Raw genomic sequence first — 24806 nt, 5'->3', positions numbered from 1 at the left:
GCAGGCGCGGCATGGCCAGGTCTCGGCAATTGGACCGGTTACGACTGTTGCACAGGTAACGGGGGCGCGTAAGGGATTTGGCAACACTCGATACGGTGGTGCACCTGGCATATGTCAATGGCTCGCAGTGCTCCGACCAGGAACGACCTCGCCCCGTGTTACTCCTGAGCCCTCGTGAGGCGTGGCTCTGAAATGTCCTGTTCGACGTTCCGCAGCGTCGCCGGCATCGGCGAACCCGGCTGAAGCGTCAGTCCCGTACGCGGCGCCACTTCGCCTGGATCGAGATCGACATGGAACCGCTGCGCCAGGGTCGCCAGCACCAGCACCGCCTCCACCATCGCGAACCGTGCCCCCAGACAGGCCCGCGCACCCCCACCGAACGGGAACCACGCGTGGTCCGGCACCGAGGGCTCGGCGCCGGCGTCCCACCGCTCGGGCCGGAACGCCCCGGGGTCCGGGAACCAGCGCGGATCCCGGTGCGCGCTCCACTGGCTGGACCAGACGACCGTCCCCTCGGACAGCGGCAGTCCGCCCAGGGTCGAGCCCTCCTTCGCGATGCCCGTCATCAGCCACACCGGCGGGTACAGCCGCAGGGTCTCCTTCGCCACCTGCTCGGTGTACGGCAGCAGGCGCAGGTCGTCGAGCCGGGGCGTACGGCCGCCCAGGACCTCCGCCAGCTCCCGGCCGAGCCGGGCCCGCGCCCCGGGATTGCGCGAGAGGAGGTACCAGGCCCAGGTCAGCGTCGTGCCGGTCGTCTCGTGCCCGCCGATGTAGAGCGTCACCGCCTCGTCACGGAGCTCCTTGTCCGACAGCGGGCGGCCCTCCTCGTCCCGTGCCGCCAGCAGCCGGCCGAGGAGGTCGTCCCGCTCCTCGCCGGTGCGCCGCCGCTCCTCGGTCACCCGGCCCACCTCGGCGTCGATCACCTCGACGGCCCTGCGCAGCCTGCGCCTGCCGGGCGTCGGAACCCACGGCGGCAGGAACAGCGTCAGTCCCCGGAACTCGGCGCCTATCGCCCGCTGGGCGACGTCCATGGCCGAGCCGATCACCTCTTCCAGGCCCGCCGTCTCGGCGCCGAACAGCGTGCGCACGGCGATCCGCTGGGTGAGCGCCAGCATCTCGCGACGTACGTCGATCCGCTGTCCCGGCCGCCAGGCGTCCGCCAGCGCGGCTGCGCAGTCCGCCATCGTCCCGGCGTACGACCGCACCTGCCGAGGACGGACCGCCGGCTGGACCAGCGCCCGTTTGCGGCGCCAGACCGGCCCCTCGGAGGTCACCACTCCGTCCCCGAGGACGAGCTTGAACGCCCAGCCGAGCTCCGGGTGGCGGAAGACCGTCTCGACGCCCTTCAGCAGCTCGCCGATGTGCTCGGGACGTGACACGAACAGTGCCCGCTGCGGCCCGAGTCGCCACTCCACGAGATCGCCGCGGTCGCGCAGTCGTACGAAGAAGGCGAGCGGATCGCGGGCGAACGCCGGGAGATTGCCGAGGCCCGGCAGCCGCCGGGGGCCGGGCACGACCGGATCCGGTCCGGGCAGTGCGGTTTCCGCCGTCATCCCTGGTGCCTCCCCGGGGGCCGAACCGCCGGGCGTCCGGCGGGGTTTCTGTCTGCACGGCATGTGCACGACCACTCTGCCAGGATCGCCCCGCGCGAGGGCACGGCGATCCGGCCGGAACGCGGCGCACACGTCCGGAAGTCGCTGCCGGCAGCGGGACGGGGAGACGCGCCACGGCTCCGCTGAGCCGCCCAGGCGTCCAGATGGGCCTGGACCGCGGCCTGCGGCCCGGGTCGTGGTGGCCGAGGAGCCGACGGCGGGCCGGGCGGTCACTCGGCCGACCACGCCGACTGCGGAAGCCCACCGGCGCGCGCCGCGACCCGGGTCGTGGTGGCCGGCCGGCACGGTGAACGGCTCATTCACGCCTCGAATTCAGCCGGTTTCCCTGCCGGAGCCGGAGCCGGACTCCTTGCCGGAGCCGGACGAGGCGTGCCCGTTCCCGGCGGCGGTGGAGCCCGGGTCCTCCGCCGCCGCGGGGTCCAGGATGCGATTGAGGAAGTTCCTCGTCCGCTCGTGCCGCGGCGAGCCCACCACCTGTTCCGCCGGGCCCTGCTCGACGATCGCTCCCTCGTCCATGAACACGACCCGGTCGGCGACCTCCCGGGCGAAGCTCATCTCATGGGTGACCACCATCATGGTCATGCCCTCGGCGGCGAGCATCCGCATGACCGCGAGCACTTCTCCGACGAGCTCCGGGTCCAGCGCCGACGTCGGCTCGTCGAAGAGCATCACCTCCGGGTTCATCGCCAGCGCCCGCGCGATCGCCACACGCTGCTGCTGCCCGCCGGAGAGCTGCGCGGGGTAGGCGCCCGCCTTGTCCGCCAGCCCCACCCGCTCCAGGTTCTCCCGGGCCACCGAGGCGGCCCCGGCCCTGCCGCGCTTCAGCACCCGCCGCTGCGGCAGGGTGAGGTTCTCCGTCACGGTCACGTGCGGGAAGAGGTTGAACTGCTGGAAGACCATGCCGATCCGGCGCCGTACCGCGTCGATGTCGACATCGAGGTCCGTCACCTCCGTACCGCCCACGAAGATCCGGCCCGCGCTCGGCTCCTCCAGCAGGTTCACACACCGCAGCAGGGTCGACTTGCCCGAGCCCGACGGGCCGATGACGCACACCACCTCGCCGCGCGCCACGTCCAGGTCGATTCCGCGCAGCACCTCGTTCTCGCCGAAGGACTTGCGCAGTCCGCGGATCTCGATCTCGTTCTCCGCCATTGCGTGATCACCTGGCCTTCTCGGTACGGGCTTCCAGCCGGCGCACGACGAGACTCAGCGGAATCGTCACCAGCAGGTAGCAGAGACCGGCGACGAGGATCGGTGTGGAGTTGGCGGTCTGGCTGGCCAGGTCCCGGCCGAACTTGGTCAGTTCACGCTCGCTCAGCGTCACACCGAGGAACAGCACCAGCGACGAGTCCTTGAACAGCAGGACCAACTCGTTGGTCAGCGGCGGGATCACGATCCGGAAGGCCTGCGGGATGATCACCGAGACCATCGCGCGCGCATGGGAGAACCCGAGCGAACGCGCCGCCTCCATCTGGCCCTTGGGCACGGCCTGGATCCCGGCCCTGATCGTCTCGGCCATGTACGCGGCGGCCACGAGCCCGAGCCCCAGCGCGACCTTGCCGTACACCCCGCCCGGAATCTCCGTCCCAGGGAAGGCAAGCGGCACCGCCACCCCCACGAAGATGAAGATCAGCAGTGCGGGCAGACCGCGGAACAGCTCGATGTAGACGCTCGCCACCCAGCGGTACGGCGCCACCGACGACAGCCGCATCAGCGCCACGACCATGCCCAGCACCAGACCGAACGCGAAGCCCGACAGCGTGTACACGACCGTGTTGCGCAGGGCGATCGTGATGATGTCGGGGAACAGCTCGCTCGCGAGGTCCTTCTGCGCGAACTGGTTCTGCAGCCGGTCCCAGTCGGCGAGCGCGGCGATCAGGACCACCGCGGCGACGAACACGGCGTACTGGATCCCCTGCGACACCCTGCGGCGCTGCCGCCTGGTCAGCCGCGATGTCACGACCGGCCCTCGGGCAGCGGCCCGATCCACTGCTGGTACAGCTTGTCGTAGGTGCCGTCGGCCTTGGCGTCCGTGATCGCCTTGTCGATGGCCGCGCGGAGCTTGTCGTTGCCCTTCTTCACCGAGAAGCCGTACTGCTCGCCGGTCTCGATGTTCTGCCCGAGTGCGAAGGCGTCGGCGTTGGCCTTGTCCTTGAGCCAGCCCTGGACCACCGGGTAGTCGATGACCACCGCGTCGACCTGCCCCGTGCGCAGCCCGTTGAGCACCGCGTCCGAACTCTCGAACGCCACCGGGTCGAAGCCCTGCGACTTCGCGTAGCTCTCGCCGGTCGTCTCCGCCTGCGCGCCCAGCTTCGCGCCCTTGGCCTTGACGTCGGCCAGCGAGGTGACGCCGCTCTTCTTCGTGGCGAGCAGCGCCTGGGTGGCGTCGAAGTACGGGACGGAGAAGTCGACGTTCTTCTTTCGCTCGTCGGTGATCGTCATACCGGCGGCGGCGAGGTCGCACTCGCCCGAATTCAGGAACGCGCCGGTCTTGAAGTTCTCGAAGGGCGTGTCGAGGATCTTCTGTTCGACCTTGAGGTTCTTCGCCACCAGGTCGACGAGGGCCACGTCGAAGCCGACGACCTTGCCGTCCTGCTCGAACTGGAAGGGCGGATAGGGAAGGTGTGTACAGGTGGTCAGCTTCCCCTTCTCCACCACCGGCACTCCGCCCGCGGCCTCGCCGGGCCCCTCGTCCTTGGAGGAGCAGCCCGCGGTGAGCGACAGGCCCGCCGCCGCGGCGCAGAGCAGGGCGAGAAACCGCATCGGGTGGGCACGGCCGCCGGCAGTCCTGGACATGGTGACCTCCATGGGCACAGGGAAACGTGTATGGCACCGCCACCCATGAGCGTAGGCCACCCGGACCGCCCCGGCCCGGAAGATCGTGGACCTCACCGGTCGGGGCGGTCTTTCCGCTGGTGAGGGACGCGGATACGGTGAGGCGATGACCAAGCCGCACGCCCCCGTGCACCTCTCGGCCTCGACCTGGCAGCAACCGTGCCCGGCCCCTGCGTCCCCCGAGCGCGAGGCCCTCGTGGCGCGGATCGCTGAACGGGTCCTCGCGATCGGCGACGGCCGGCTGCTCGTCGGCATCGACGGCTTCACGGCCTCCGGCAAGACGGGCTTCGGCCATGAACTGGGCGCCCGGATCGGTGCGGCGGGCCGCCCGGTGCTCCGCGCCACCCTGGACGACTTCAAGCGGCCCTGGAAGGACCGCAACCTCTACGACCGGGAGTCGGGCGAGGGCTATTACCGCAACGCGTACGACTACGACGCGGCCCGCCGGCTGCTGCTCGACCCCTGCCGCACCGAGGGCGCCGAGTCCTGCGCGCTGTGCGGCATCGACCCGCTGACCCAGAAGGACCACTCGGCGACGAAGACACCGCTGACCGACGACACCGTGCTGATCGTGGACGGGGTCTTCGCGTTCCGCCCCGTGATCGACGCGTACTGGGACTTCCGCATCTGGCTCGACATCGACGCCGGTCTGTCGGTCGCCCGCGGCGCCGCCCGGGACGGGAACTGGGCCGGTTCCGAGGCCGAGGCGATCCACCGCGACCGCTACCTGGCCGCCATGCGCCTCCATGTCGAGGAGGCCGACCCGCTGCCCAGGATGGACGCGATCATCGACAACACGGACTTCGCCCGCCCCCGGCTCCTCGGACCGGACGGCCGCCCTCAGCGTCCGGCGCCTTCGGAGTGACGGGCCCGGCCACCGGCGGTCCGGGGATCCCGCGGACCGGCACCGGCCGGCGCGGCCGCTCACCACCGCGTTCACCGCACTCGCCGCCGGCGTTGACCCGGATGACCGTGGTCCCACCCCGAAGCCGCCGCCCTCGACTCGCTGTCGGTCGCCGACTGGCTCCGCTCCGAAGGCGCGAGCCCGGCCGTCGTCCGCCTGTGGGAGATCGGGCAGCTCGCCCTCGCGAGCGGCTCCCACGAACGGACCTCGCTGCTGTCGGCCCTGCGCAAGCACGCCGCCGTCCCCGGCGGCGACGACCGCGAACACTACGACTACGAGGACTGGGAAGGGCTGAGGGTGGCCGAGGGCTCGGCCACCGTCGCCCACCGCATGGCGCGCGAACTCGGCCCCGCGTCCGTACCGGCACCCCCGTGGAGCGGCTCGCCGTGCGCCCCGGCCGCTGCGCCGTCCGGGTCGCCGGCGGGGAGACCCTCACCGCGAGCGCCGTCGTCAGCGCCCTCCCCGTCGGCCCGTTGCGCGCCGTCACCGTCAGCGGCGTCTCGGACGAACGACTCGCCTCGCTGCACCGCCAACGCCAGGCCGTCGCCGCCAAGTTCACCGCCGCCTACGACAAACCGTTCTGGCGCGACAGCGGACTCAACGGGCTCTCCGAATGCGAAGGCGTCCTGGGCTCCACATGGCCGCAGAACGAGGGCGTCCTCTCCGCCCTCGTACCGCCCGAACGGTACGGAGTGCTCCTCGGTATGCCCGACGCGCTGCGCACCCGGGAACTGCTCGCCGACATCGCCCGCCTCTACGGCGAAGAGGCCCGCACCCCGCTGGGCAGCCATGTCCGCATGTGGGGCACCGACCCCTGGACCCAGGGATACGTCACCCAGTGGGCCCCCGGCGACGTGACGGCCGTCGGCCCACGGCACGGCACCCACGAACCGCCCTTCTACGTCTGCGGTTCCGACCAGTGGGTCGCCGGCTACATGGAAGGCGCGGTCCGTACCGGACGTGCCGCCGCGAAGGAGGCACTGCGCCATGGCTGACGCACCCGGGACCGTCCTCAACCACATCGGGGGAGCCGACCTCCCCGCCGCGTCCGGCGCGACGATGCCGCTCGTCGACCCCACCGGCGGGCCGGCCCGCGGCACCGCGCCGCTGTCCGGCGCGACCGACACCGACACCGACGCCGCCTGCGCCGCGGCGGCGGCCGCCTACGAGCACTGGTCACGGACTACCCCCGCCGAACGGCAGCGCGCCCTGCTGCGCATCGCCGACGCCATGGAGGACCATGCCGACGCGCTCGCGGCCGCCGAAGCCGGCGACACCGGCAAGCCCGCGGCCCTCTTCCGCGCCGACGAACTGCCCGCCGCAGTCGACACCCTGCGCTACTTCGCGGGCGCGGCCAGGAACCTTCCGGGGGCCGCCGCCGGTGAGTACACCGAGGGGCGCACCTCCCTGCTCCGGTGCGAACCGGTCGGCGTGTGCGCCCAGATCACACCGTGGAACTACCCGCTGATGATGGCCGTGTGGAAGATCGCCCCGGCGATCGCCGCCGGGAACACCACCGTCCTCAAACCCGCGGACACCACCCCCTCGTCGACCGCCCTGCTCGCCCGCCTCGCCGCCGAGCACCTGCCGCCCGGCGTCCTCAACGTGGTCTGCGGCGACCGCCACACCGGCCGCGCCCTCGTCCAGCAGCCCGTCGTGCGGCTCGTCGCCGTCACCGGGAGCGTCCGCGCCGGCCGGGAGATCGCCGCCGCGGCGGCGGCCGACCTCAAACGCGTCCACCTGGAGCTGGGCGGCAACGCCCCCGTCATCGTCCACGACGACGCCGACATCGAGACCACCGCCGCGGAACTCGCCGCCGTCGCCTACTACAACGCCGGCAGGACTGCACCGCCCCCACGCGCATCCTGGTGCACACCGCCCTCCACGACGACTTCCTCGCCGCGTTCGCGGCGCAGGCGGAGAAGCAGCGTCCCGCGGCCGACTTCGGCCCCCTCAACAGCGCACGCAGCCCAACTCGCCGCGGTCGACGGGCTGCTCGAACGACTCCGTCCCGCGCGCAGATCGTGGCCGGCGGCTCCCGCTCGCTGCGCCCCGGCTTCTACCACGAGGCCACCGTCGTCACCGGCGTGCACCAGGACGACGAGATCGTCCAGGAGGAGGTGTTCGGCCCGGTCGTCACGGTGCAGCGCTTCACCGACGAGGCAGAGGCGTTCCGGCTCGCCAACGGGGTACGGCTCGGGCTCGCCGCCGGCGTCTGGACCACCGACCACGACCGGGCCATGCGGGCGACCCGCGCCCTCCACACGGGCATCGTCTGGGTCAGCACCCACGGCACCACCGTCTCGGAGATGCCGCACGGAGGCGTCAGGCACTCCGGCTACGGCAGCGATCTGTCCCTCGCCGGCCTGCTCGACTACACACAGGTCAAGCACGTGATGCTGTGACCATGTCACGGTGTGTGGGCCGGTTGGCCCCGTGTGCGGCGCGCCTCGGCCGGACGGCCGGGACGGCGGGGAGGATCGCTCCGGCGGTGGTCCGGGACGGGGCCGCCGCCGGAGTCGCCCCCGCAGGATGGAGAGGCCACGCCATGCCCGTGCCCGACACCGCGGCCTGCGCCGTACGCCCGTGACACCCCCCGAGGACGGCGCCGCCACCCGCGGCACACCCGACGACGGCCGCTACGGCCAGGACGTCTTCCCTCCCGGACGGACGGGCGAGGACGACAGGATCGACCTCGGCGCCCTGACCTACGACGAGGCGACACTCGCGCGCCTGACGGACCTCGGCGCCGGGCCGGGCTGGCGCTGCCTCGACCTCGGCGCGGGCACGGGCACCGTGGCGCGCGGTCTGCTGCACCGTGCCGGAGTGCGCTCGGTGCTCGCCGTGGACCGGGACGTCCGGTTCCTCGCCGCCCGGCCGACGCCCGGACTCACCGCACTCGAAGCCGACGTCACCGACCAGGCGTTCGCCCCGGGCCGGTTCGACCTGGTCCACGCGCGGTTCGTTCTGATGCACCTGCCCGGCCACGAGGAGCTCATCCGCAGACTCAGCGGCCTGCTCACCCCCGGAGGGGTCCTCGTGCTCGGTGACGCCATCGACCTCACGACGGCGACGGCGCCCCCGAACCCGTACACCCGGGTGATGCGGGCGATGTGGCAGGGGCTGCGGGACACCATCGGCACCGACGTCTCATGGGTGCCGCACTATCCGGAACTGCTGCGCGGCGCGGGCCTCGTGTCCGTGGGCGCCGAGATCCATGTCCCGCCGTTGCTGCCCGGCAGCCCCATCAGCCGGTTCTGGGCCGAGACCTGGGACCGGGCGCGCGAGGCGATCCTGGCCACCGGGGAGGTGGACGCCGGGACGATCGACGAGGCCAAGGCCTATCTGGACTCGCCCGGTTGCGCAGCCCTCTCGGCCGGGATGATCACGGCGTGGGGCCGTGACCCCCAAGTGCCGCCCCCGGCCGTCGGGCGGCCGGGGGAGGCAGAGGTGCACGAGTGAAAGCGGGCGTCTACCAGTAGATGACGACGTATCCCGCGCCGCCGTCCTGACCGGACTCGCCGGGACGGGCGAAGAACGCGTCGTCCTCGCCGTTGCCGCCGACACCGCCGCTGCCACCGACAGCGGCATTGGCGGGCAGGGCGACGATGCCGTCGGCGACCGTTCCGCCCCCGTCTCCGGAGGAGCCGTCGGATCCGGGCCGGTTCACACCGCCGGTGGTGCAGGAGCTGTCCCCGCCGTCCCCGCCGGCACCGGGCGCACCGGCGTCGGTGTCGTCGGACGTACCGCCCTCACCTCCGCCACCGCCCTCGGCGGTGAGGAGTTCGGTGCCGTTGGGGGAGTGGAAGGAGGTCGGGCCGCCGGACGACCCTTCCCGGCCGTCTCGGCCGGGGCCGCCGCCGGATCCGTTGTCACCGGCGGTTCCGATGTCCACCAGGTAGTTCTTGCCCGGCTTGACCGGGACCAGGCACCAGGTGAACCCGCCCCCGCCGCCGCCACCGCCGTCACCGCCGTCGGCCTCCGGCGTGCTGCCACCGCCCCCGCCGCCGGCTCCACCGCCGCCACCGCCCCAGGCCTGGACGAACACCGAATTGACGCCCGCCGGAGGGGTGAAGGTGTCGTCTTCGCTGAACTGCTCGATCCCGTGCAGGACTTCGGGGCGCTTCGGCCTGTTCTTGCCGTGGTCCCAGCCGAACTCCTTGCCGTGGTTCTTCTTGGCCTCGCCACGGCTGCCGTTCTGCTCCTCGCGGCCGCCGTTCTGGGCTTCGCCGCGGTTCGCGTCCTCGTCCTCGTCTGCTTCTTCGTCTGCTTCTTCGTCTTCGTCTTCGTCTTCGTCTTCGTCGTGCCGGTCCTCCCCGCGGTCTTCGCCGCGGTTTCCGCTTTGCTCCTTGCCCTGTTCCTCCTGGCGGTTTCCGCTTTGCTCCTTGCCCTGTTCCTCCTCGCGGCTGCCGCTCTGCTCCTGACCGCGGTCCTCGTCCTGCCCCTCTGCCTGGTCCTCGCGGCGGTCATCGGACGGACGCGCGTCGGCCGACTGGGGCCGGTGGTCGCCGCGCGGCTCCGGGTCGGCCGCGTGAGTGGCAGGAGCCGCTACCAGAAGTTGGCCGGTCACAGCGACCACGCCGGCTATTGAGGCAAGCAGGACCCGAGCGCGTCGCGCCCGGGGCAGTCCCATCGGTGTACGAGTGTTCATGTCTTGGATTCCTTCCCCGCGGTCACGAGGGACTGCGCGGGAGAGCCGGGGCACAACGCACGGACCGACGGCCCGTACGTGGTCATCCCAGCCGTCGGCACCGGGGCTCGCGCGTCGCCCGCACACCGTAGTGATCCGGTCAGGTGATCGTTCTACCTGACTGGAGTCAGGCCAGGTCGGCGGAGGCAGCCTCGGCTTCCGGAGCCGAGGAGGTACGTTGCCCGCGTCCGACCGGAACGCCCGTGAAGGGGGGGCGACGGGCGGGAAACAGGGAGCTGCGGGGCGGGTCATGGCCCGCAAGGACGGCAGGAAGCGGCCCCGCGGCGGTGCGCGCGTCACGGCCTGGGGTGCCGGTGTGGTCACGGCCTGGGAGTCCGCCTCCAACCGGCCGGTGTGGTCACGGCCTGGGAGTCCGCCTCCAACCGGCCGAAGAGGCCACCGCCTAGGAGCCCGCCTTGAACCGGTCGGCGAGGTCGGCGGCCGTACGGGCCCGTCGGCGTGCCTGCCTGGCCGCCCGTCTCGCATCGGTGACCCGCTCGCGGGCCGTTTCCAGAGCCGCGCGGGCGGGATCCACCCCGGCCTCGGCCTCGTCCAGCCGTTCGCGGAGGGTACGCAGCCGCTCCTGCGCTTCTGCGACCTCCGTGGCCACGGCGGCCGCCGCTTCCTTCGCCTGCTTCAGCCGCGTTCCGGCATCCTCGCGCTCCGATTCGGCCCGCCGGAGTTCGTCCTCCAGCTCGTGCGCCAGGCGGTCGGCCGCCTCCGCTTCCCGGCGCGCACGAGCGTGTTCCCGCAGGTGCTCGTCGCCGCGGCCCTTCCGGGCCGTGCGTTCCCGCTGCTCCTTCCCCGGCCGCTCCCTCCGCGGTTCGGCCGCCGCCCGGCCCCCGCGCGGCTCCTTCGGCGCCCGTTTCGCGGGTTCCGCGAGCAGCGTGCCCCCGTCGCCGTCCCGACCGGCTGCCGAGCCCGCCCCGTCGTCGGGGCCGGCGGCCGGGGCCGGACGGCGCGCGGCTCCGGCGACGGCGGCGCCGGTGAAGCCGACCGGTGGTGTGAGGGGCCTCGCCAGACGGCCCGCCGCCCACTGCTCGGCCGCATCGGAATCGGCGAGGACCGCCTGCAACGTCGACTCGATCTCGCGCAGCGTGGTCTCGCCGAGCGGTCGGCCCGCCGCGCCCGACAGTTCCCCGACGTGCCGGGACAGCGCCCCGACGAGACGGTTGCGCCGCGCGCCGAGCTCCCGCATCCGGTCGCGGTCCAGCTCCTGGACCGCCTGGCGCAGGCTCTCGCCGAGCCGGAGCAGCTCCGCCGCCCGGTCCGGCTCGGAACGGACCAGGAGATTGCTCGCCCACGCCGACAGCGTCGGGCGCCGCAACGCGGTGATCCGCCCGGCGAGCGCCCGGTCGCCCGCCTTCCGCGCGGCGGCGGCCTGTCTGCCGCGGGCCTCGACGAACCGCTCCGGCGGCAGCCGGTACAACTCGTCGGCGACGCTGTCCAGATCCACTGCCCACCCGGCCCTTTCGTCCGCTGACCTTCATCCTGCCCGCTTTCGCCCGCTGTTCCCTGTCGAGGGGGCCGTGGCAGGGCCTCCGGAGCCCGGCCGTACAGTGACGCCCCATGGCGAGAACGGATCTGGTCCCCTTCGATGTGACTCACGCGGCCGCGGTCGCGGGCTGGCCCGTGTCGTCGGGCGAGGTGGCGATGTGGTGCGGACGGCACGACTTCCCTCTCGCGGCGCAGGTGGTCGCCCAATGGCAGGACGCGGACGACGTGCGCGCCCATGCGCTCCTGCGGGACGGGGAACTCGTCGCCTACGGGGAACTGTGGTTCGACGCCGAGGAGGACGAGGTCGAACTCGCCCGGCTCATCGTGTCGCCCGCCGTCCGTGCCCGCGGCATCGGCCGGGAACTCGTGGCCCGGCTCACCGCAGCGGCGGGCGAGGCAGGTTACGAGGACGTCTTCATGCGGGTCCACCCCCACAACGAGCCCGCGCTGCGGTGCTACCGGCACGCGTCCTTCCTGCCCGTCGACCCGCATCTGGCCGCCGCCTGGAACGCCGCCCAGCCGGTCGACTACGTCTGGCTGCGCCACACCGGAGGGGCCGAGCCCGCATAGGTCCGAGGGCGCTCCGCAACTCGCCGGGGTTCGGGAGGGCCACGTCCGCGCCACTCCGGCGGCCCGCTGCCGGGTGCCGTCCCCGTTCCGGCGCGGGACAGTGGTCCGGGTGGGCACCCTCAGGGAACTGACGCCGCAGCAGCGCTCCGCCATGATCGCCACCGTCACCGCGAGCGTGCTGCTGTTCTCCAGCCTGACGAGCGTCATCGTCGCTCTGCCCCGGATCCAGCGGGACTTCGGACTGGACAGTTCCGCCCTCCACTGGGTGGTCGTCGCCGCCCTGCTGCCGCTGTGCGCCGTCGCCGTGGTCAGCGGCCGGCTCGGTGATGTGCTGGGGCGGCGCCGGGTGTTCCTGCTGGGCATGGTCTGCTTCGGGATCGGCTCGGCCCTCTGCGCGGCCGCGCCCGACGGGCTCGTCCTGGTGGTGGCCCGCGGTGTGCAGGGGCTCGGCATCGCCCTGGCCGTACCGCTCGCTCTCGCCAACCTGACCGCCGCGCTGCCCGAGCGGCGCCACGGCTGGGCCATCGGGGTGCAGACGGCCTTCACCAGCTTCTTCGGCGTGGCCGTCCCTCTGGGTATCGCGCTGCTGGTGGAGTTCGGCAGCTGGCGCTGGGCGTTCGCCGCCTGCGTCCCCCTCAGCGCGCTGGTCGTGCTCATGGCCCGCAGACACCTCGTGGAGAGCCGGGCGCCCACCGGGACGTCCATGGACGTCCCGGGCGCGGTGCTGATCGCCGCCGGCCTCACCCTCGTCGTCCTCGCCTGCGAGCGCTCCTCCGACCTGGGCTTCGCGGATCCCGGCACCCTGCTGCCGCTCGTCGCGGGCGCGGCGCTGCTCGCCCTTTTCGCCGCCGTGGAACTGCGGACGGCCGAACCCCTGCTGGACCTGCGTCCGCTGCGGTCCTCGGCGGTGTCCGTGCCGATGGTCGCGCTGGCGCTCGTCCAGTGCACCTCACTCGCCGTCGCCGTCTATGTGACCCTCTATCTGCAGCACGTACTGGACCTCGGGGCACTGCGCACGGGTCTGCTGCTCGCGGCGTCCAGCGTGGGCACGGTGGTGCTGTCGCCGTTCGTCGGGCGGCTCACCGATCAGGGGTACGGCCCGCGGCTCATCCTCGCGGGACTGGCGGTGCTGGGCTGCTGCCTGCTGTGGCTGACCTACGGGGTGACGAGCCGCCACGGCACCCTGCTCGTCCCGGCCCTGCTGGTGTTCGGGCTCGCACCGCCCCTGGTGTATCCCGCGGCGACTGCAATGATCATGGATTCCGCGCCCGGCTCCGCGCGGGGCGTCGCAGCGAGCCTGTCCGTCCAGAGCCGGCAGATCGGCGCGACCCTCGGACTGGCCTTGCTGAACGCGCTGTTCACCACGGCCGAGTGGGACGAGCGCAACGACCTGCTGGCCTCGGCCGCCGGGGAAGGCGACGAATTCACCCCGCGGGAGCAGCGCGCTCTCGACACCGTCCTCTCGCGCGAGGAGGAGCGGGAGGAGCTGCTCGCCAGGCTTCCAGGTGCCGCGCACGAGCGGGTCGGGGCGGCCGCCGACAGCGCGTTCGTGACCGCGCTCGAGGCCAGCCTGCTGACCCTGGCCGGTCTGATGCTGGTCAGTGCGGTCCTGCTCGTCATGGTGGGCGGCCTCGGCCGAGGCGCCGCGCCTCCGGCCGGGCGGGCGCGGGCTGCTCGCTCTTCCAGGCGAGCGGGCCCCGCCAGCCGTAGCGCAGGGCCAGCAGCCGGAGAACGAAGGTGGCCAGCATGGCGGCGGCGCTGCTGATCGGTCCGAGCAGGCCGAACTGCAGCAGGACTGCCACCGTGCCCGCCCCGAGTACGGAGGGGAGCGCGTACATCTCGCGGTCGCGTCGCAGCAGCGAGGGGATCTCCATGGCGAGCAGGTCCCTCAGCACCCCGCCACCCACGGCCGTCGCGACGCCGATGGCGGCGGCGTGGAACGGCTCGATGCCCCACACCGCGGCCTTCACCGTGCCCGAGACGCTGAACAGCGCGAGCCCGGCGGCGTCGACGACCTGGACCGCTCCGCCGATCCGGTTGATCGCGGGATGCAGGAAGAACACCAGCGTCCCCGCGATGATCGGGGTGACGAAGTAGCCCATGTCCCGGAAGGCCGCGGGCGGGACGTCACCGATCACGAGATCCCGGAAGATCCCGCCGCCCAGCGCCGTGATCTCGGCGAGCGCCATGATGCCGAAGATGTCGAACCGCATGCGCACGGCCACCAGCGCACCGGTGACCGCGAAGATGAAGATGCCCGAGAGGTCCGCCACGAGGTGCACCGAGTGATCGAGGATCTCGTAGGTCTGCGCCACCCCGGATCTCTTCCTGGCGCGGTGGGCCGCGAGGCTCCGCCATTGGAGCGGCCGGTGCGGGGCGGAGCCCGGGCAGATCGCCGGTGCCGTCGGGCGCGGCGGAGCTGCGCCGGGCCGCCTCACCCTCCACGAGTCGCTCGCGACGTCGACGACGGGCGTTCCGCAACCGTGACCGGCTTCCGGTCCCGGTGCGGCGGAGGGCCTGGGCTCGTCCCGGCCGGCCCACCACAGGGGTATGGCGCTTGTCACACGAGTGGAACCGCACTTAGGGTTCGGTAATGCCGAACAACGGTCGGATGAAGTGGCCCATCGGTCGGGTTCGGGTCGGGCAGAACCGAATACGTGCAGCGGCCGACGCAGCGTGGCGCCCCGCCGGCCGTAGCAGAGCGAGCCGTCAGGGCCGCGCCGGGCAACCGCCGGGCGGCCATCGAGCTGACAACCGGGAACCGCCATGGGAACCATGTCCACCAGCCCGTTCACGACGTGCCACGGCGCCGCCGTGCCCGGCGACCCGGCCTCGTGCCGGCCGCCGGGCAGAGCGGTGTTCGTCCATGCCTTCGGTCTGCCCGCGGTACCCGCGGCCGTGCCCGGGGCGCGCCGGAGGGCGGCACGCGTGCTGCGGGACTGGGGGCTGTGCGAGGACGGTCTGCACACCGCCTCGCTCGTGATCTCCGAACTCGTCGGCAACGCCGCCCGGCACGCCGTCCCGTAACGCCGGCAGGGCCACGGTGAAGCTCACCCGTACCGGCGCGACGCTGACCCTCGCCGTCCGTGACGAGCACCCGGCACTCCCGGAGCCCCGGATCACCGCCGACCTCGAACAGGACGGAGGCCGTGGCCTGATGATCGTCGACTGCCTCACCCGCGAGGCGGGCGGCGCCCTGCGGATCCGCCGTATGCCGAGCCGCGGCAAGGAGGTGCGCGCGGCCTTCCGCTCCGCGGACCGCGCCCACGGTCCCCACGCGACGGCCTGCCCGCCCGGCCGGTGTCCGTACATGCACTTCGACACGGCGCGCCGGTCCGGCTGAGAGCCGTCCGGTCCGCAGACGGGCGGCGAGGCCGGTACGCCGCGCCGGCCGTGCGGCCGGCCGGCCGCGGTCGGTACGGGGCGGCCTCCGGGGCGAGCCGGTGTCGGCCGTACACCTGTACGCCTGCACCCCCGGCGGCGATGGCCGAGCAGGGCGGCCCTGGGCTGAGGGCGGCGATGGCCGAGGCGGCGCGGCTCTGGCGTACGGCAGCGATGGGCGGAGCCGTGCGGCCTTGGGGCCCAGGGCGACGGGTGCGCGGACGTGCGGCGCCTCGTCGGCTTCCGGCCGGAGACCGCGAGGCGCCGCACGCCGGGGTCGTCCGTCAGGCGCCGCTCGCGCGGAGCATCCCCTCGCGGTCCACGATCTTCACCCGCTCGCGGCCCTCCGGCTCACCCAGCGCGCGCTCGGCCTCGTCCAGCCGGTACCAGCCGTCCCACGTGGTGTAGCGGACGTTCCGGTCCCCGAGGAAGGCGACGACCGCCTCGGGGTCCGGTGCCGACGGCGTGTGCAGCCGGTCGTTGGCGTGGTCGTCGAGGAGGCTCGCGACGGTCTCGTTGGCGTCGCCCTTGGTGTGGCCGATGAGGCCGACGGGACCGCGCTTGATCCAGCCGGTGACGTAGGTCGACTGCAGATGCGCCCCGGCCTCGATGACACGGCCCGCCTCGTGCGGCACGGTGCCGCTGTCGAGGTCGAAAGGCAGCTTGGCGACCTCCTCGGAGAGGTAGCCGACCGCGCGGTACACCGCCTGTACGTCCCAGTCGTGGAACTCGCCGGTGCCGGTGACGTTCCCGCTCCCGTCGAGGACCGTCCGCTCGGTGCGCAGCCCCGTCACCCGGCCGTCCTCGCCGACGACCTCGACGGGGGACTCGAAGAAGTGGAGGAACAGCTTGTGCGGCCGGTCGCCGACGTCCCGGATCGCCCAGTTCTCCAGCGTCTTCGCGACCATGTCCGCCTGCTTGTTGGCGCGGCGCGTGGCGATGGAGCCCTCGTCGTAGTCGATGTCCTCCGGGTTGACGATGACCTCGATGCTGGGGGAGTGGTCGAGCTCGCGCAGCTCCATGGGGCTGAACTTCGCCTGCGCGGGGCCGCGGCGCCCGAACACGTGCACCTCGCGCGCCTTGTTCAGGGCCAGCCCGTCGTACACGTTCGGCGGGATCTCGGTGGGCAGCAGTTCGTCGGCGGTCTTGGCGAGGATGCGCGCCACGTCGAGCGCGACGTTGCCGACGCCGAGCACCGCCACCTTCTCCGCCTCCAGCGGCCAGGTGCGGGCCACGTCCGGGTGGCCGTCGTACCAGGACACGAAGTCGGCCGCGCCGTACGAGCCGTCGAGGCCGATGCCGGGTATGTCGAGCGCCCGGTCGGCGTTGGCGCCCGTGGAGAAGACGACCGCGTCGTAGAAGGCGCGCAGGTCGTCGATGCCGATGTCGCCGGGGTAGTCGACGTTGCCGAACACCCGGATCTGAGGCTTGTCGAGCACCTGGTGGAGTGCGGTGATGATGCCCTTGATCCGCGGGTGGTCGGGAGCAACGCCGTACCTGATCAGCCCGAAGGGAGCCGGCAGCCGCTCGAACAGGTCGATGGACACGCCGGGGTCGGCGGCGGCCTCGGACTTCAGCAGGGCGTCGGCGGCGTAGATCCCCGCGGGTCCGGCTCCGACGACAGCTACCCGCAGGGGGCGAGGCATGACAGTTTCCCTTCGAACGGCAACGGCGATCTCACCGATCACTCTCTCACCCGGATGACCTGCTCAGGTAAGGGGGCCCTAATTTATGACCTCATAAGTCTGGCTTATGGGTTCCCAAGGCGAAGGTGATGGTCGGGTGTCTCCGTGGTCCGGGTGTCGTGACCACGGCCCTGCTCCGGCCGAGATCTTGACTGCACACCGTCATAATGACCGCGTGACTTCCGACGCCACCCCCACCCCGTCGCCGGCCGCCCCCGCGACGCACCGCACCCGTGTCGTCGTCGTGGGAGCCGGACCCGCCGGGCTGACCGTCGCCAACATCCTCCGGGCCGCCTCCGTCGACTGCGTCGTGCTGGAGACCGAGAGCCGCGCCTTCATCGAGCAGCGGCCGCGCGCCGGATTCCTCGAGGAGTGGGCGGTCCACGCGCTGGAGCGGCGAGGACTCGCCGACGGTCTGCTGGAACGGGCCCAGGTGCACCACGAGTTCGAGTTCCGGTTCGCCGGCGAACGCCACCGCTTCCCGTACGGCGAACTGGCGGGTCGCCGTCACTTCGTGTACCCCCAGCCCCTGTTGGTGACCGACCTCGTGCGCAGATACGCGGACGACACGGGCGGCGACATCCGGTTCGGCGTCCGGGACGTGGAGTTGCACGGCATCGACACGGAGCGGCCCTCGGTGTCGTACACCGATCCGGACACGGGCCGGCGGGAGCGCATCGACTGCGACACCGTCGCCGGCTGCGACGGCGCACGCGGTGTGTGCCGGGAGAGCCTGCCGCAGGGACACTCCACGATCGCCCGGCACGACTACGGCATCGGCTGGCTCGCCCTTCTGGCCGAGGCCCCGCCGTCCAGCGACTGCGTCGTCTTCGGCGCCCATCCCCGAGGCTTCGCCGCACACATGGCCCGCAGCCCCCAGGTCACCCGCTACTACCTCGAGTGCCCACCCGGCGACGACCCCGGGAACTGGCCGCACGAGCGGGTGTGGTCCGAACTGCGCCTCCGGCTGGCGGCCGACGGCGCCATGCCGCTCACCGAGGGCCGGCTCATCGAGAAACGCGTTCTCGACATGCACAACTACGTGGTGGAGCCCATGTCGTACGGCCGGCTCCACCTCGCCGGCGACGCCGCCCACCTCGCCGCGCCGATCGCCGCGAAGGGCATGAACCTGGCCCTCCACGACGCCCTGCTGCTCGGCGACGCGCTCGTCGCCCACTGCGCCCGGGGCGACAGCGGCGGGCTGCGGGACTACTCGGCGGCGTCGCTGCGGCGAGTGTGGCAGTACCAGGAGTTCTCGCAGTGGCTCTCGGAGGTCATGCACGGTGCCTCGTCGGGCGATCCGTTCCGCGCGGGCGTCGCGACGGCCCGCCTCAGGCGCGTCTTCGGCTCGCCCGCCGCCGCTGCCGCGTTCGCCGAGCTGTACATCGGCAAGGACATCGACCCCTGAGCCGGTCTCGCCCGACCTGACGCGTCCCGAGCGGACGCCGCGTCCCGACGCCCGAGCGGACGCAGCCGTACGGGATCGGCCGCGGCCCGACCGGCCGCGGCCCGACCGGCCGCGGCCCGACCGGCCGGCCGGGCGATGGCAATGAGCCGCGGGCCTGCGCCGGCGTCGAGGCCCTCAGGCGACGAGCGGCCGGTCCCAAGGGGCGATCGGCGACGGCAGCACGGTCGACCCGGTGAGATAGCGGTCCGCCGCAGCCGCGGCCGCCCGGCCCTCGGCGATGGCCCACACCACCAGGGACTGTCCCCGTCCGGCGTCGCCGGCGACGAACACCCCGTCCGCCCGTGCGCGCCCGGCGGCCGCGCCCCGTGCCGCCGAAGGTGCCGCCGAGGCGTCCTCACCGCCCGCGGAGTCCCGCCGGCCGGGGGCGCCCCGGCCGGCCGGCCGTGCCCGAAGTGCGGCGAAGTCCCCGCCCCGGGCGAAGTTCCCCCGGCCGTCCACGGTCAGCCCCAGCTGCTCCATCAGGCCCGAGCCCTGTTCCGGCCCGGAGAAGCCGAGGGCGATCAGCACCAGCTCCGCCGGCAGCACCCTCTCGGTCCCCGGCAGTGGACTCCTCGCGGTCGGCTCCACCTCCGTCAGACACAGCGCCCGTACATTCCCCTCCGCGTCACCTTCGAAGTGAAGGGTTGCCGAGGCGAACAGCCTGGGATCGATCCCCTCACGGCCGCGTGCCTCCGCATGGGCATGGGATATCCGGTACACCTTCGGATGCGTCACGGGCCACGGCTGGGCCTCCGGCCTGGCCTCTCCGGGCTCGGGGTTGATGTCCAACTGCACGGCGGACAGCGCACCCTGGCGCAGCACGGTGCCGAGACAGTCGGAGCCGGTGTCCCCGCCTCCGACGATCACGGCGTGCTTGCCCTCGGCGCTCACCGGGGAAGCGGCGTAGTCGCCCTCCTGGACGCGGTTCGCGTACGTCAGATAGTCCATGGCCTGGTGGATGCCGTACAGCTCGCGGCCCGGCACGGGCAGCTCGCGCCGCTCGGTCGCGCCCACCGCGACGATCAGCGCGTCATGGCGCCGTCGGAGCTCGGCGGCGTCCAGCTCGCCACCGACGTCCACACCGGTGCGGAATTTGGTCCCCTCCTCCCGCATCTGCTGGATACGGCGGTCGAGATGGCTCTTCTCCAGCTTGAACTCGGGAATGCCGTAGCGGAGCAGCCCGCCCAGCCGGTCGTCCCGCTCGTAGACGACCACGGTGTGGCCCGTGCGCGTCAGTTGCTGCGCCGCGGCCAGTCCCGCCGGGCCGGATCCGATGACGGCGACGGTCTTGCCGCTCAGCCGCTGCGGTGGCTGCGGCGGCGCGTACCCGCGCTTCCACGCCTCCTCGGCGATGGTCTCCTCGACGTTCTTGATCGTCACCGGGTCCGTGTTGATCGCCAGGACGCAGGCGTCCTCGCAGGGCGCCGGGCACAGCTTCCCGGTGAACTCGGGGAAGTTGTTGGTCGCGTGCAGCCGCTCCGCCGCGGCCGACCAGTCGCCGTGCGCGGCGTACGCGTTCCACTCCGGGATGAGGTTGCCCAGGGGGCAGCCGCTGTGGCAGAACGGGATGCCGCAGTCCATGCAGCGCATCGCCTGCTCGGACACCAGCGGGAGCAGCGCCTGCCCCGCGTAGACCTCCCGCCAGTCGTCCAGGCGCTCCTCCACGGGGCGTGGCGGGACGGGCCGCCGGGGGATCCTGAGGAAGCCGCGTGGGTCGGTCATGCGCCGCCTCCGTCGTCCTCTCGCACTGCATTGCGACGTTCCGACCAGCGTACGCCTGGTTCGTCCCGTCTTGTCATGGCCCGGGAGCCGCCCCGGAGTCGTGCCTCACCGGCCCGTGCGCCCCTGCCGCATCGAGGCGGCCGGTGTGTCCCGCCGCCCCCACTCACCCCGCCCCACGCAGACTCGGCCGTGGTGCGGCCCGCCTACGTGACTCGCCGGTAGCGGTGCGAGGCCGAAACCGGTCCCGGGGTTCCCGTTCCGCGGCGTGCTGTCCTTCACAGTGCCGCCAGGCAACGCCGGGGCGGCACGCACCGTATTGCTCGGTGAGATCCGCGTGCCGCGGGGGCGTGCGCGCGGGGCCCGACCGAGGAGCAGCCGCACATGAGCGAAGAACCCCAGCCGTCCCGCTCGCGCCTCCGGCGGAGCGTGCCGCGCCGCCGGATCGACTACCCGCGCCGGGGCAGACAGGGTTTCCGCCGCTGGCTCCCTTCGTGGAAGCTGCTCCTCGGAGCCTTCTCCGCCGTCGTCGTCGGGCTCCTGGCGCTCTTCGCCGCCGTCTACGCCTACGTCGACATCCCGAGCGAGAACGCGGCGGCGCGCCAGGAAGCCAACGTCTACTACTGGGCCGACGGCAGCCAGATGGTGAGCGTCGGCGCGGTGAACCGGCAGAACGTCCCGCTGTCGCGGATCCCGGTGTCCGTCCGCAACGCCGCCATCGCGGCCGAGAACGCCGGCTTCTACGAGGACTCCGGCGTCTCCTTCTCCGGTCTCGCGCGGGCCGTCGCGAACATGGCCCGGGGAGAGGAGACCCAGGGTGGCTCCACCATCACCCAGCAGTACGTGAAGAACACGTACCTGTCGCAGGAGCAGACGGTGTCCCGGAAGGTGCAGGAATTCTGCATCGCCCTGAAGCTCGACAGCCGCAAGACCAAGGACGACATCCTCCAGGGGTACCTGAACACCAGTTGGTTCGGCCGCGGGGCGTACGGGATCCAGGCCGCGTCCAACGCCTACTACGGCATCGCCGCGGACAAGCTGAATCCCAGTCAGGGAGCATTCCTGGCAGCACTGTTGAAGGGCGGCAACGATTACGATCCGGCGCTCGGCGCGAGCCATCGCAAGCGCGCGGCGGAGCGCTGGTCCTGGATCCTGGACCGCCAGGTCGAGCTGGGCATGATGAGCCAGGACGAGCGGGCCCGGTACACGGTCTTCCCGGCGCCGCGCCCGCAGTCCAAGTCCACCAATCTGAGCGGCCAGACCGGTTATCTCGTCGACATCGCCAAGCGCTACGTCAAGAAGCGGACGAACCTCAGCGACGCCGATCTCGACCGGGGCGGCTACCGGATCCACACCACCTTCGACCGGGCGGCCGTCCAGCAGCTCGAACGCTCCGTCCAGGACACCCTCCGGCGGCACATCGACCCCAAGACCCGTGCGGCGGACCGTCACGTCCAGGTGGGCGCCGCCTCCGTGCGGCCCGACGACGGTGCCATCGTCGCCGTCTACGGCGGCCCCGACGCCACCGCACACTTCACCAACAACGCCGACACCTCGGGCGTGCCCGCGGGTTCGGTCTTCAAGCCGTTCGTGCTCGCCGCGGCGCTCCAGCACGGTGCCGTGGCCGACGACGGTTCCGTGCGGGCCGTCTCCACCGAGAGCGCCTTCGACGAGTCGGGCCGGCTGACCACGGGCCTCCCGCCGGTGCGGCAGGACGGCACCTTCGTGTCCCCGCTGGCCGGCCCCGGTGGCTTCCTGACCCTGCGCAAGGCGATGGCGGCCGGCCTCAACGTGCCCTTCGAGCGGCTGGGTTCGGCGACCGGGCTGGCGCGGGTCGAGGACATGGCCGTGGGCGCCGGCATGCTCCGCAGCAGCATGGCGCCCCGCACCGGGGAGTTTTCGCTGGGCACCTCCTCGCCCAGCGCGATCAGGGTGGCCGGCTCCTACGCGACCTTCGCGAGCGAAGGCGTGCGGCACGAGCCGTACTCGGTCACCAAGGTGCTCCGGGGGGACGAATCCGTCGCCGGCCTCACCGTGCCGGCCTCGCGGCGCGTGATGAACCCGGAGGTGGCCCTCGGCGTCACCTCCGTGCTGGAGGACACCGCGTTCGGCACTGCGGCCGCCCCCGCCGCAACGGCCCTCGGCCGCTTCGCCGTGGCCGCCACCGGCCGTCACGACACCCAGCGCGCCGCCTGGTTCGCCGGGTACAACGGGAACCTGTCGACGGCCGTGACGATGTTCCGCTCCCAGCCCGGCAAACCGCTGCTCCCCATGGCCGGTACGGGCGGTGAGGGAACCGTGCGCGGCAGCCTCTTCCCGGCGCAGATCTGGGCGGACTACATGACCTCGGACTCCCTGCGGAAGATGGCGCCGCGGCCCGTCGCGGCCGCGGAGGCGACCCCGGAGGCGGCCCCCACCACCACGTCGCCGGGGTAGGGGGCCGGCCCCGGGGCCGCGGGGCCGCCGGGACCTCAGGCGCAGCGGGTGCCGTCCGCAGGCGGCAGGCCCTCGATCAGATACCTGTCGACGGCCCGGTCGACACAGGCGTTGCCGACGTTGTACCCGCTGTGGCCGTCGCCGTCGCGGGTCAGCAGCACACCGGACTCCAACTGCCCCGCCAGGCCCTCGGCCCAGGCGTAGGGCGTCGCCGGGTCCCGTGTGGTGCCCACGACCAGGATCGGCGGGGTGCCGGGCGCCGTGATCGTACGCGGCGTGCCGACGGCGGCGACCGGCCACTCCGCGCAATTCAGCGCGCTCCAGCCGAGCCATTCGCCGAAGACGGGGGAGGCCTGCCGGAAGGAGGGCAGCTCGGCCTGCAACTGCTCCGAGGAGGTCACGGCCGGTGGCAGGTCCAGACACGAGATGGCCTGGAAGGACTGGCCGAACGCGTTGTCGGCGGCGCCCTCGACGAGCTCGGAGAACTCCGTCCCGTTCCCGGCGAGGGCCGCGCCCAGGGCCGACTCCAGCGCGGGCCAGGAGTCCCTTCCGTAGAGCGACTGCGCCATGATCACCACGGTGGTGTCCCGGTCGAGGAGCCCGGCCCCGCCCGCCGGGAGCGGGGAACGGTCGAGCCGTGCCAGCAGATCCGTCAGGCGCTTCGCGGCCTTGGCCGGATCGGTGCCCAGGGGGCATTCCGGCCGCTTCGTGCAGTCGGCGAGGAAGGCGTCCAGGGCCCGCTGGAAACCGGCGGCCTGACCGCGAAGCGACTCCAGCGCGTCCAGCCGGGGGTCGACCGCGGCGTCCAGGGTCAGCCGGCCGACCCGGTCGGGGAAGAGATCGGCGTACAGAGTGCCCAGGTACGTGCCGTAGGAGACGCCCAGATAGTTCAGTTTGGGGTCGCCCAGGACGGCGCGGAGCACGTCCATGTCGCGGGCTGTCTCCAGGGTGGACACATGGCCGAGGCGCGGACCGGTTCCGGAACCGCACGCGGCCGCGTTCTCCCGGGCCGACCGGACGAACCCGTCGACCTCGGCAGGGGTGTCCGGGGTGATGTCGACCGGGGCGTCACCGGCCGTCCGGACGGGCGCGCAGCGAACCGGGGCGCTCTCGCCCACACCGCGCGGATCGAAGCTCACGAGGTCGTACCGGGCGGCGACCCCGGGGGTGGCCAGCATCTCGGAAGCGGACTTCACCGCGTCGACGCCCGACGCGCCCGGCCCGCCGGGGTTGTAGAGCAGCGAGCCGATCCGGTCGGCAGGGTCGGTCGCCCGCACGCGTGCGAGCGACAGCCGGATGGTGCCGGCGGCCGGGTCGGCGTAGTCCGTCGGCACCACCAGCTCGCCGCACTGGACGACCGCACCGCAGGTCTCCCAGTCGATTCGCTGGGTGTAGAACGGGCGGAGCCCTTCCGGCACGGCGGCGGGGATGCTCGCCGGAGTGCCCTGGGATCGGGTGGCCGCGGCTCCGTCGTCGGCAGCCGCTGCGCCAGGGAGCCCCGCTCCGGCCACCAGCGCCAGGGGCACTGCCGACAGCAGGGCCGTCCCCCGCCGGCCTCGTCCGGGCGCCGCCGCACGTCCGTCTGCCGGGCCCGCCGGCCGCGCGCGGTCGAGGCGTGCGAACGGAGCGCCGGCGGCGAGCACCGCCCGGTACAGCGCCCCACGCAGTCCGGCCGCCCGGCGCCGGGCGGCCCAGGGCGCGCGGGCCGGCGTTCCGCGGTTCGGCGCGGTGTCCGCATGCTCGCCGGTGCGGTCGTGGCCGGGCGCTCGGGTGTCCATGGTTGCTCCAATCGGCGGCGGGCCGCGGCCGCGGCCCCACCCCGAGTGAAACGGCGGACGGCGCGCGGGAACACGTCCGGGAACCCGTGACTTGACAGGCCAGGGGCTTCCTGGATCGCGGGATCCGTGCAGGTCAAAGGCGGTGCGCCGGATTCTCGCGGTCCGTGTCCCGCGAGATCGTGTGATGACGTGGTTTTGGCGGCGTACGGGTGATGTGCGGGGCGAGGAGGAACCGCTCCCCGCCGGAGAGC

18 protein-coding genes and 2 pseudogenes are annotated in these 24806 nt (G+C 72.9%); 10 read left to right on the top strand and 10 right to left on the bottom strand.

Going from position 1 to position 24806, the window contains the following annotated elements; all coding sequences use genetic code 11:
• Positions 1 to 158: 158 nt before the first annotated feature.
• The 4 genes from BLT82_RS05835 to BLT82_RS05820 all read right to left on the bottom strand — a co-directional run bounded on the left by BLT82_RS05835 (position 159) and on the right by BLT82_RS05820 (position 4409).
• Positions 159 to 1553 carry a cytochrome P450 gene (locus BLT82_RS05835; RefSeq protein ID WP_093652753.1) on the bottom strand — a complete coding sequence of 465 codons (1395 nt, stop codon included), beginning with the start codon at positions 1551 to 1553 and terminating at the stop codon, positions 159 to 161.
• 372 nt (positions 1554 to 1925) lie between these two features.
• Positions 1926 to 2765 carry an amino acid ABC transporter ATP-binding protein gene (locus BLT82_RS05830; protein WP_093652752.1) on the bottom strand — a complete coding sequence of 280 codons (840 nt, stop codon included), beginning with the start codon at positions 2763 to 2765 and terminating at the stop codon, positions 1926 to 1928.
• 7 nt (positions 2766 to 2772) lie between these two features.
• Positions 2773 to 3573 (bottom strand): amino acid ABC transporter permease, encoded by an 801-nt coding sequence (locus tag BLT82_RS05825; RefSeq protein WP_093652751.1) that lies wholly within the window; start codon positions 3571 to 3573, stop codon positions 2773 to 2775.
• Positions 3570 to 4409, bottom strand: a complete 840-nt coding sequence (locus BLT82_RS05820; RefSeq protein WP_208867735.1) for an ABC transporter substrate-binding protein — start codon at positions 4407 to 4409, stop codon at positions 3570 to 3572. Before BLT82_RS05820 ends, BLT82_RS05825 begins: the two co-directional genes overlap by 4 nt.
• Positions 4410 to 4554: 145 nt before the next feature.
• Here BLT82_RS05820 and BLT82_RS05815 point away from each other — a divergent pair, with 145 nt between their 5' ends.
• From BLT82_RS05815 to BLT82_RS05800, 4 genes and pseudogenes are all read left to right on the top strand, one after another.
• Positions 4555 to 5313, top strand: coding sequence for a nucleoside/nucleotide kinase family protein (locus tag BLT82_RS05815; RefSeq protein WP_093652750.1), 759 nt, complete (start codon positions 4555 to 4557; stop codon positions 5311 to 5313).
• A gap of 410 nt (positions 5314 to 5723) precedes the next feature.
• Positions 5724 to 6347 (top strand): flavin monoamine oxidase family protein, encoded by a 624-nt coding sequence (locus tag BLT82_RS37780; protein ID WP_244291854.1) that lies wholly within the window; start codon positions 5724 to 5726, stop codon positions 6345 to 6347.
• Positions 6340 to 7757: pseudogene (locus tag BLT82_RS05805) on the top strand (aldehyde dehydrogenase family protein). Before BLT82_RS37780 ends, BLT82_RS05805 begins: the two are co-directional and overlap by 8 nt.
• A gap of 181 nt (positions 7758 to 7938) precedes the next feature.
• Complete coding sequence (locus BLT82_RS05800; RefSeq protein WP_244291853.1) at positions 7939 to 8814, top strand: class I SAM-dependent methyltransferase; 876 nt, start codon at positions 7939 to 7941, stop codon at positions 8812 to 8814.
• A 10-nt stretch (positions 8815 to 8824) separates the two neighbouring features.
• Here the strand turns inward: BLT82_RS05800 and BLT82_RS37775 are convergent, their stop codons facing one another.
• Together BLT82_RS37775 and BLT82_RS05785 are read right to left on the bottom strand one after the other, a co-directional pair.
• Complete coding sequence (locus BLT82_RS37775) at positions 8825 to 10003, bottom strand: hypothetical protein (RefSeq protein WP_167745971.1); 1179 nt, start codon at positions 10001 to 10003, stop codon at positions 8825 to 8827.
• 442 nt (positions 10004 to 10445) lie between these two features.
• Positions 10446 to 11498 (bottom strand): hypothetical protein, encoded by a 1053-nt coding sequence (locus BLT82_RS05785; RefSeq protein WP_093652747.1) that lies wholly within the window; start codon positions 11496 to 11498, stop codon positions 10446 to 10448.
• A 113-nt stretch (positions 11499 to 11611) separates the two neighbouring features.
• Here BLT82_RS05785 and BLT82_RS05780 point away from each other — a divergent pair, with 113 nt between their 5' ends.
• Both BLT82_RS05780 and BLT82_RS37770 read left to right on the top strand, forming a co-directional pair.
• Positions 11612 to 12109, top strand: a complete 498-nt coding sequence (locus tag BLT82_RS05780; protein WP_093652746.1) for a GNAT family N-acetyltransferase — start codon at positions 11612 to 11614, stop codon at positions 12107 to 12109.
• A 151-nt stretch (positions 12110 to 12260) separates the two neighbouring features.
• Positions 12261 to 13433 (top strand): annotated as a pseudogene (locus BLT82_RS37770) (MFS transporter); the annotation flags it as partial.
• A gap of 292 nt (positions 13434 to 13725) precedes the next feature.
• On the opposite strand, the gene BLT82_RS37765 reads toward BLT82_RS37770, so the two are convergent.
• Positions 13726 to 14424, bottom strand: a complete 699-nt coding sequence (locus BLT82_RS37765; protein WP_244291852.1) for a trimeric intracellular cation channel family protein — start codon at positions 14422 to 14424, stop codon at positions 13726 to 13728.
• 460 nt (positions 14425 to 14884) lie between these two features.
• On the opposite strand from BLT82_RS37765, the gene BLT82_RS05765 reads away from it, so the two are divergent.
• Complete coding sequence (locus BLT82_RS05765) at positions 14885 to 15136, top strand: hypothetical protein (protein WP_208867733.1); 252 nt, start codon at positions 14885 to 14887, stop codon at positions 15134 to 15136.
• A 16-nt stretch (positions 15137 to 15152) separates the two neighbouring features.
• Entirely contained in the window at positions 15153 to 15452 is a 300-nt protein-coding gene (locus tag BLT82_RS05760; RefSeq protein WP_093652742.1) for an ATP-binding protein, read from the top strand.
• 322 nt (positions 15453 to 15774) lie between these two features.
• Here the strand turns inward: BLT82_RS05760 and BLT82_RS05755 are convergent, their stop codons facing one another.
• Complete coding sequence (locus tag BLT82_RS05755; protein ID WP_093652741.1) at positions 15775 to 17136, bottom strand: FAD-dependent oxidoreductase; 1362 nt, start codon at positions 17134 to 17136, stop codon at positions 15775 to 15777.
• A gap of 214 nt (positions 17137 to 17350) precedes the next feature.
• On the opposite strand from BLT82_RS05755, the gene BLT82_RS05750 reads away from it, so the two are divergent.
• Positions 17351 to 18583, top strand: coding sequence for a 4-hydroxybenzoate 3-monooxygenase (locus BLT82_RS05750; RefSeq protein ID WP_244291851.1), 1233 nt, complete (start codon positions 17351 to 17353; stop codon positions 18581 to 18583).
• Between the two features lie 174 nt (positions 18584 to 18757).
• Here BLT82_RS05750 and BLT82_RS05745 read toward each other — a convergent pair whose 3' ends face one another.
• Positions 18758 to 20344 (bottom strand): glutamate synthase subunit beta, encoded by a 1587-nt coding sequence (locus BLT82_RS05745; protein WP_093652739.1) that lies wholly within the window; start codon positions 20342 to 20344, stop codon positions 18758 to 18760.
• 381 nt (positions 20345 to 20725) lie between these two features.
• Here BLT82_RS05745 and BLT82_RS05740 point away from each other — a divergent pair, with 381 nt between their 5' ends.
• The gene (locus BLT82_RS05740) at positions 20726 to 22777 is read left to right on the top strand and encodes a transglycosylase domain-containing protein (RefSeq protein ID WP_093652738.1); all 2052 of its coding nucleotides are present in this window, start codon (positions 20726 to 20728) and stop codon (positions 22775 to 22777) included.
• Between the two features lie 35 nt (positions 22778 to 22812).
• Here the strand turns inward: BLT82_RS05740 and BLT82_RS05735 are convergent, their stop codons facing one another.
• Positions 22813 to 24555, bottom strand: coding sequence for an alpha/beta hydrolase (locus BLT82_RS05735; protein ID WP_093652737.1), 1743 nt, complete (start codon positions 24553 to 24555; stop codon positions 22813 to 22815).
• Between the last annotated feature and the right edge of the window lie 251 nt (positions 24556 to 24806).

The sequence above is a fragment of the Streptomyces wuyuanensis genome, assembly GCF_900103455.1.
In the GTDB taxonomy this organism is placed as follows: domain Bacteria; phylum Actinomycetota; class Actinomycetes; order Streptomycetales; family Streptomycetaceae; genus Streptomyces; species Streptomyces wuyuanensis.
This window is presented reverse-complemented; position numbering and strand designations above follow the sequence as displayed.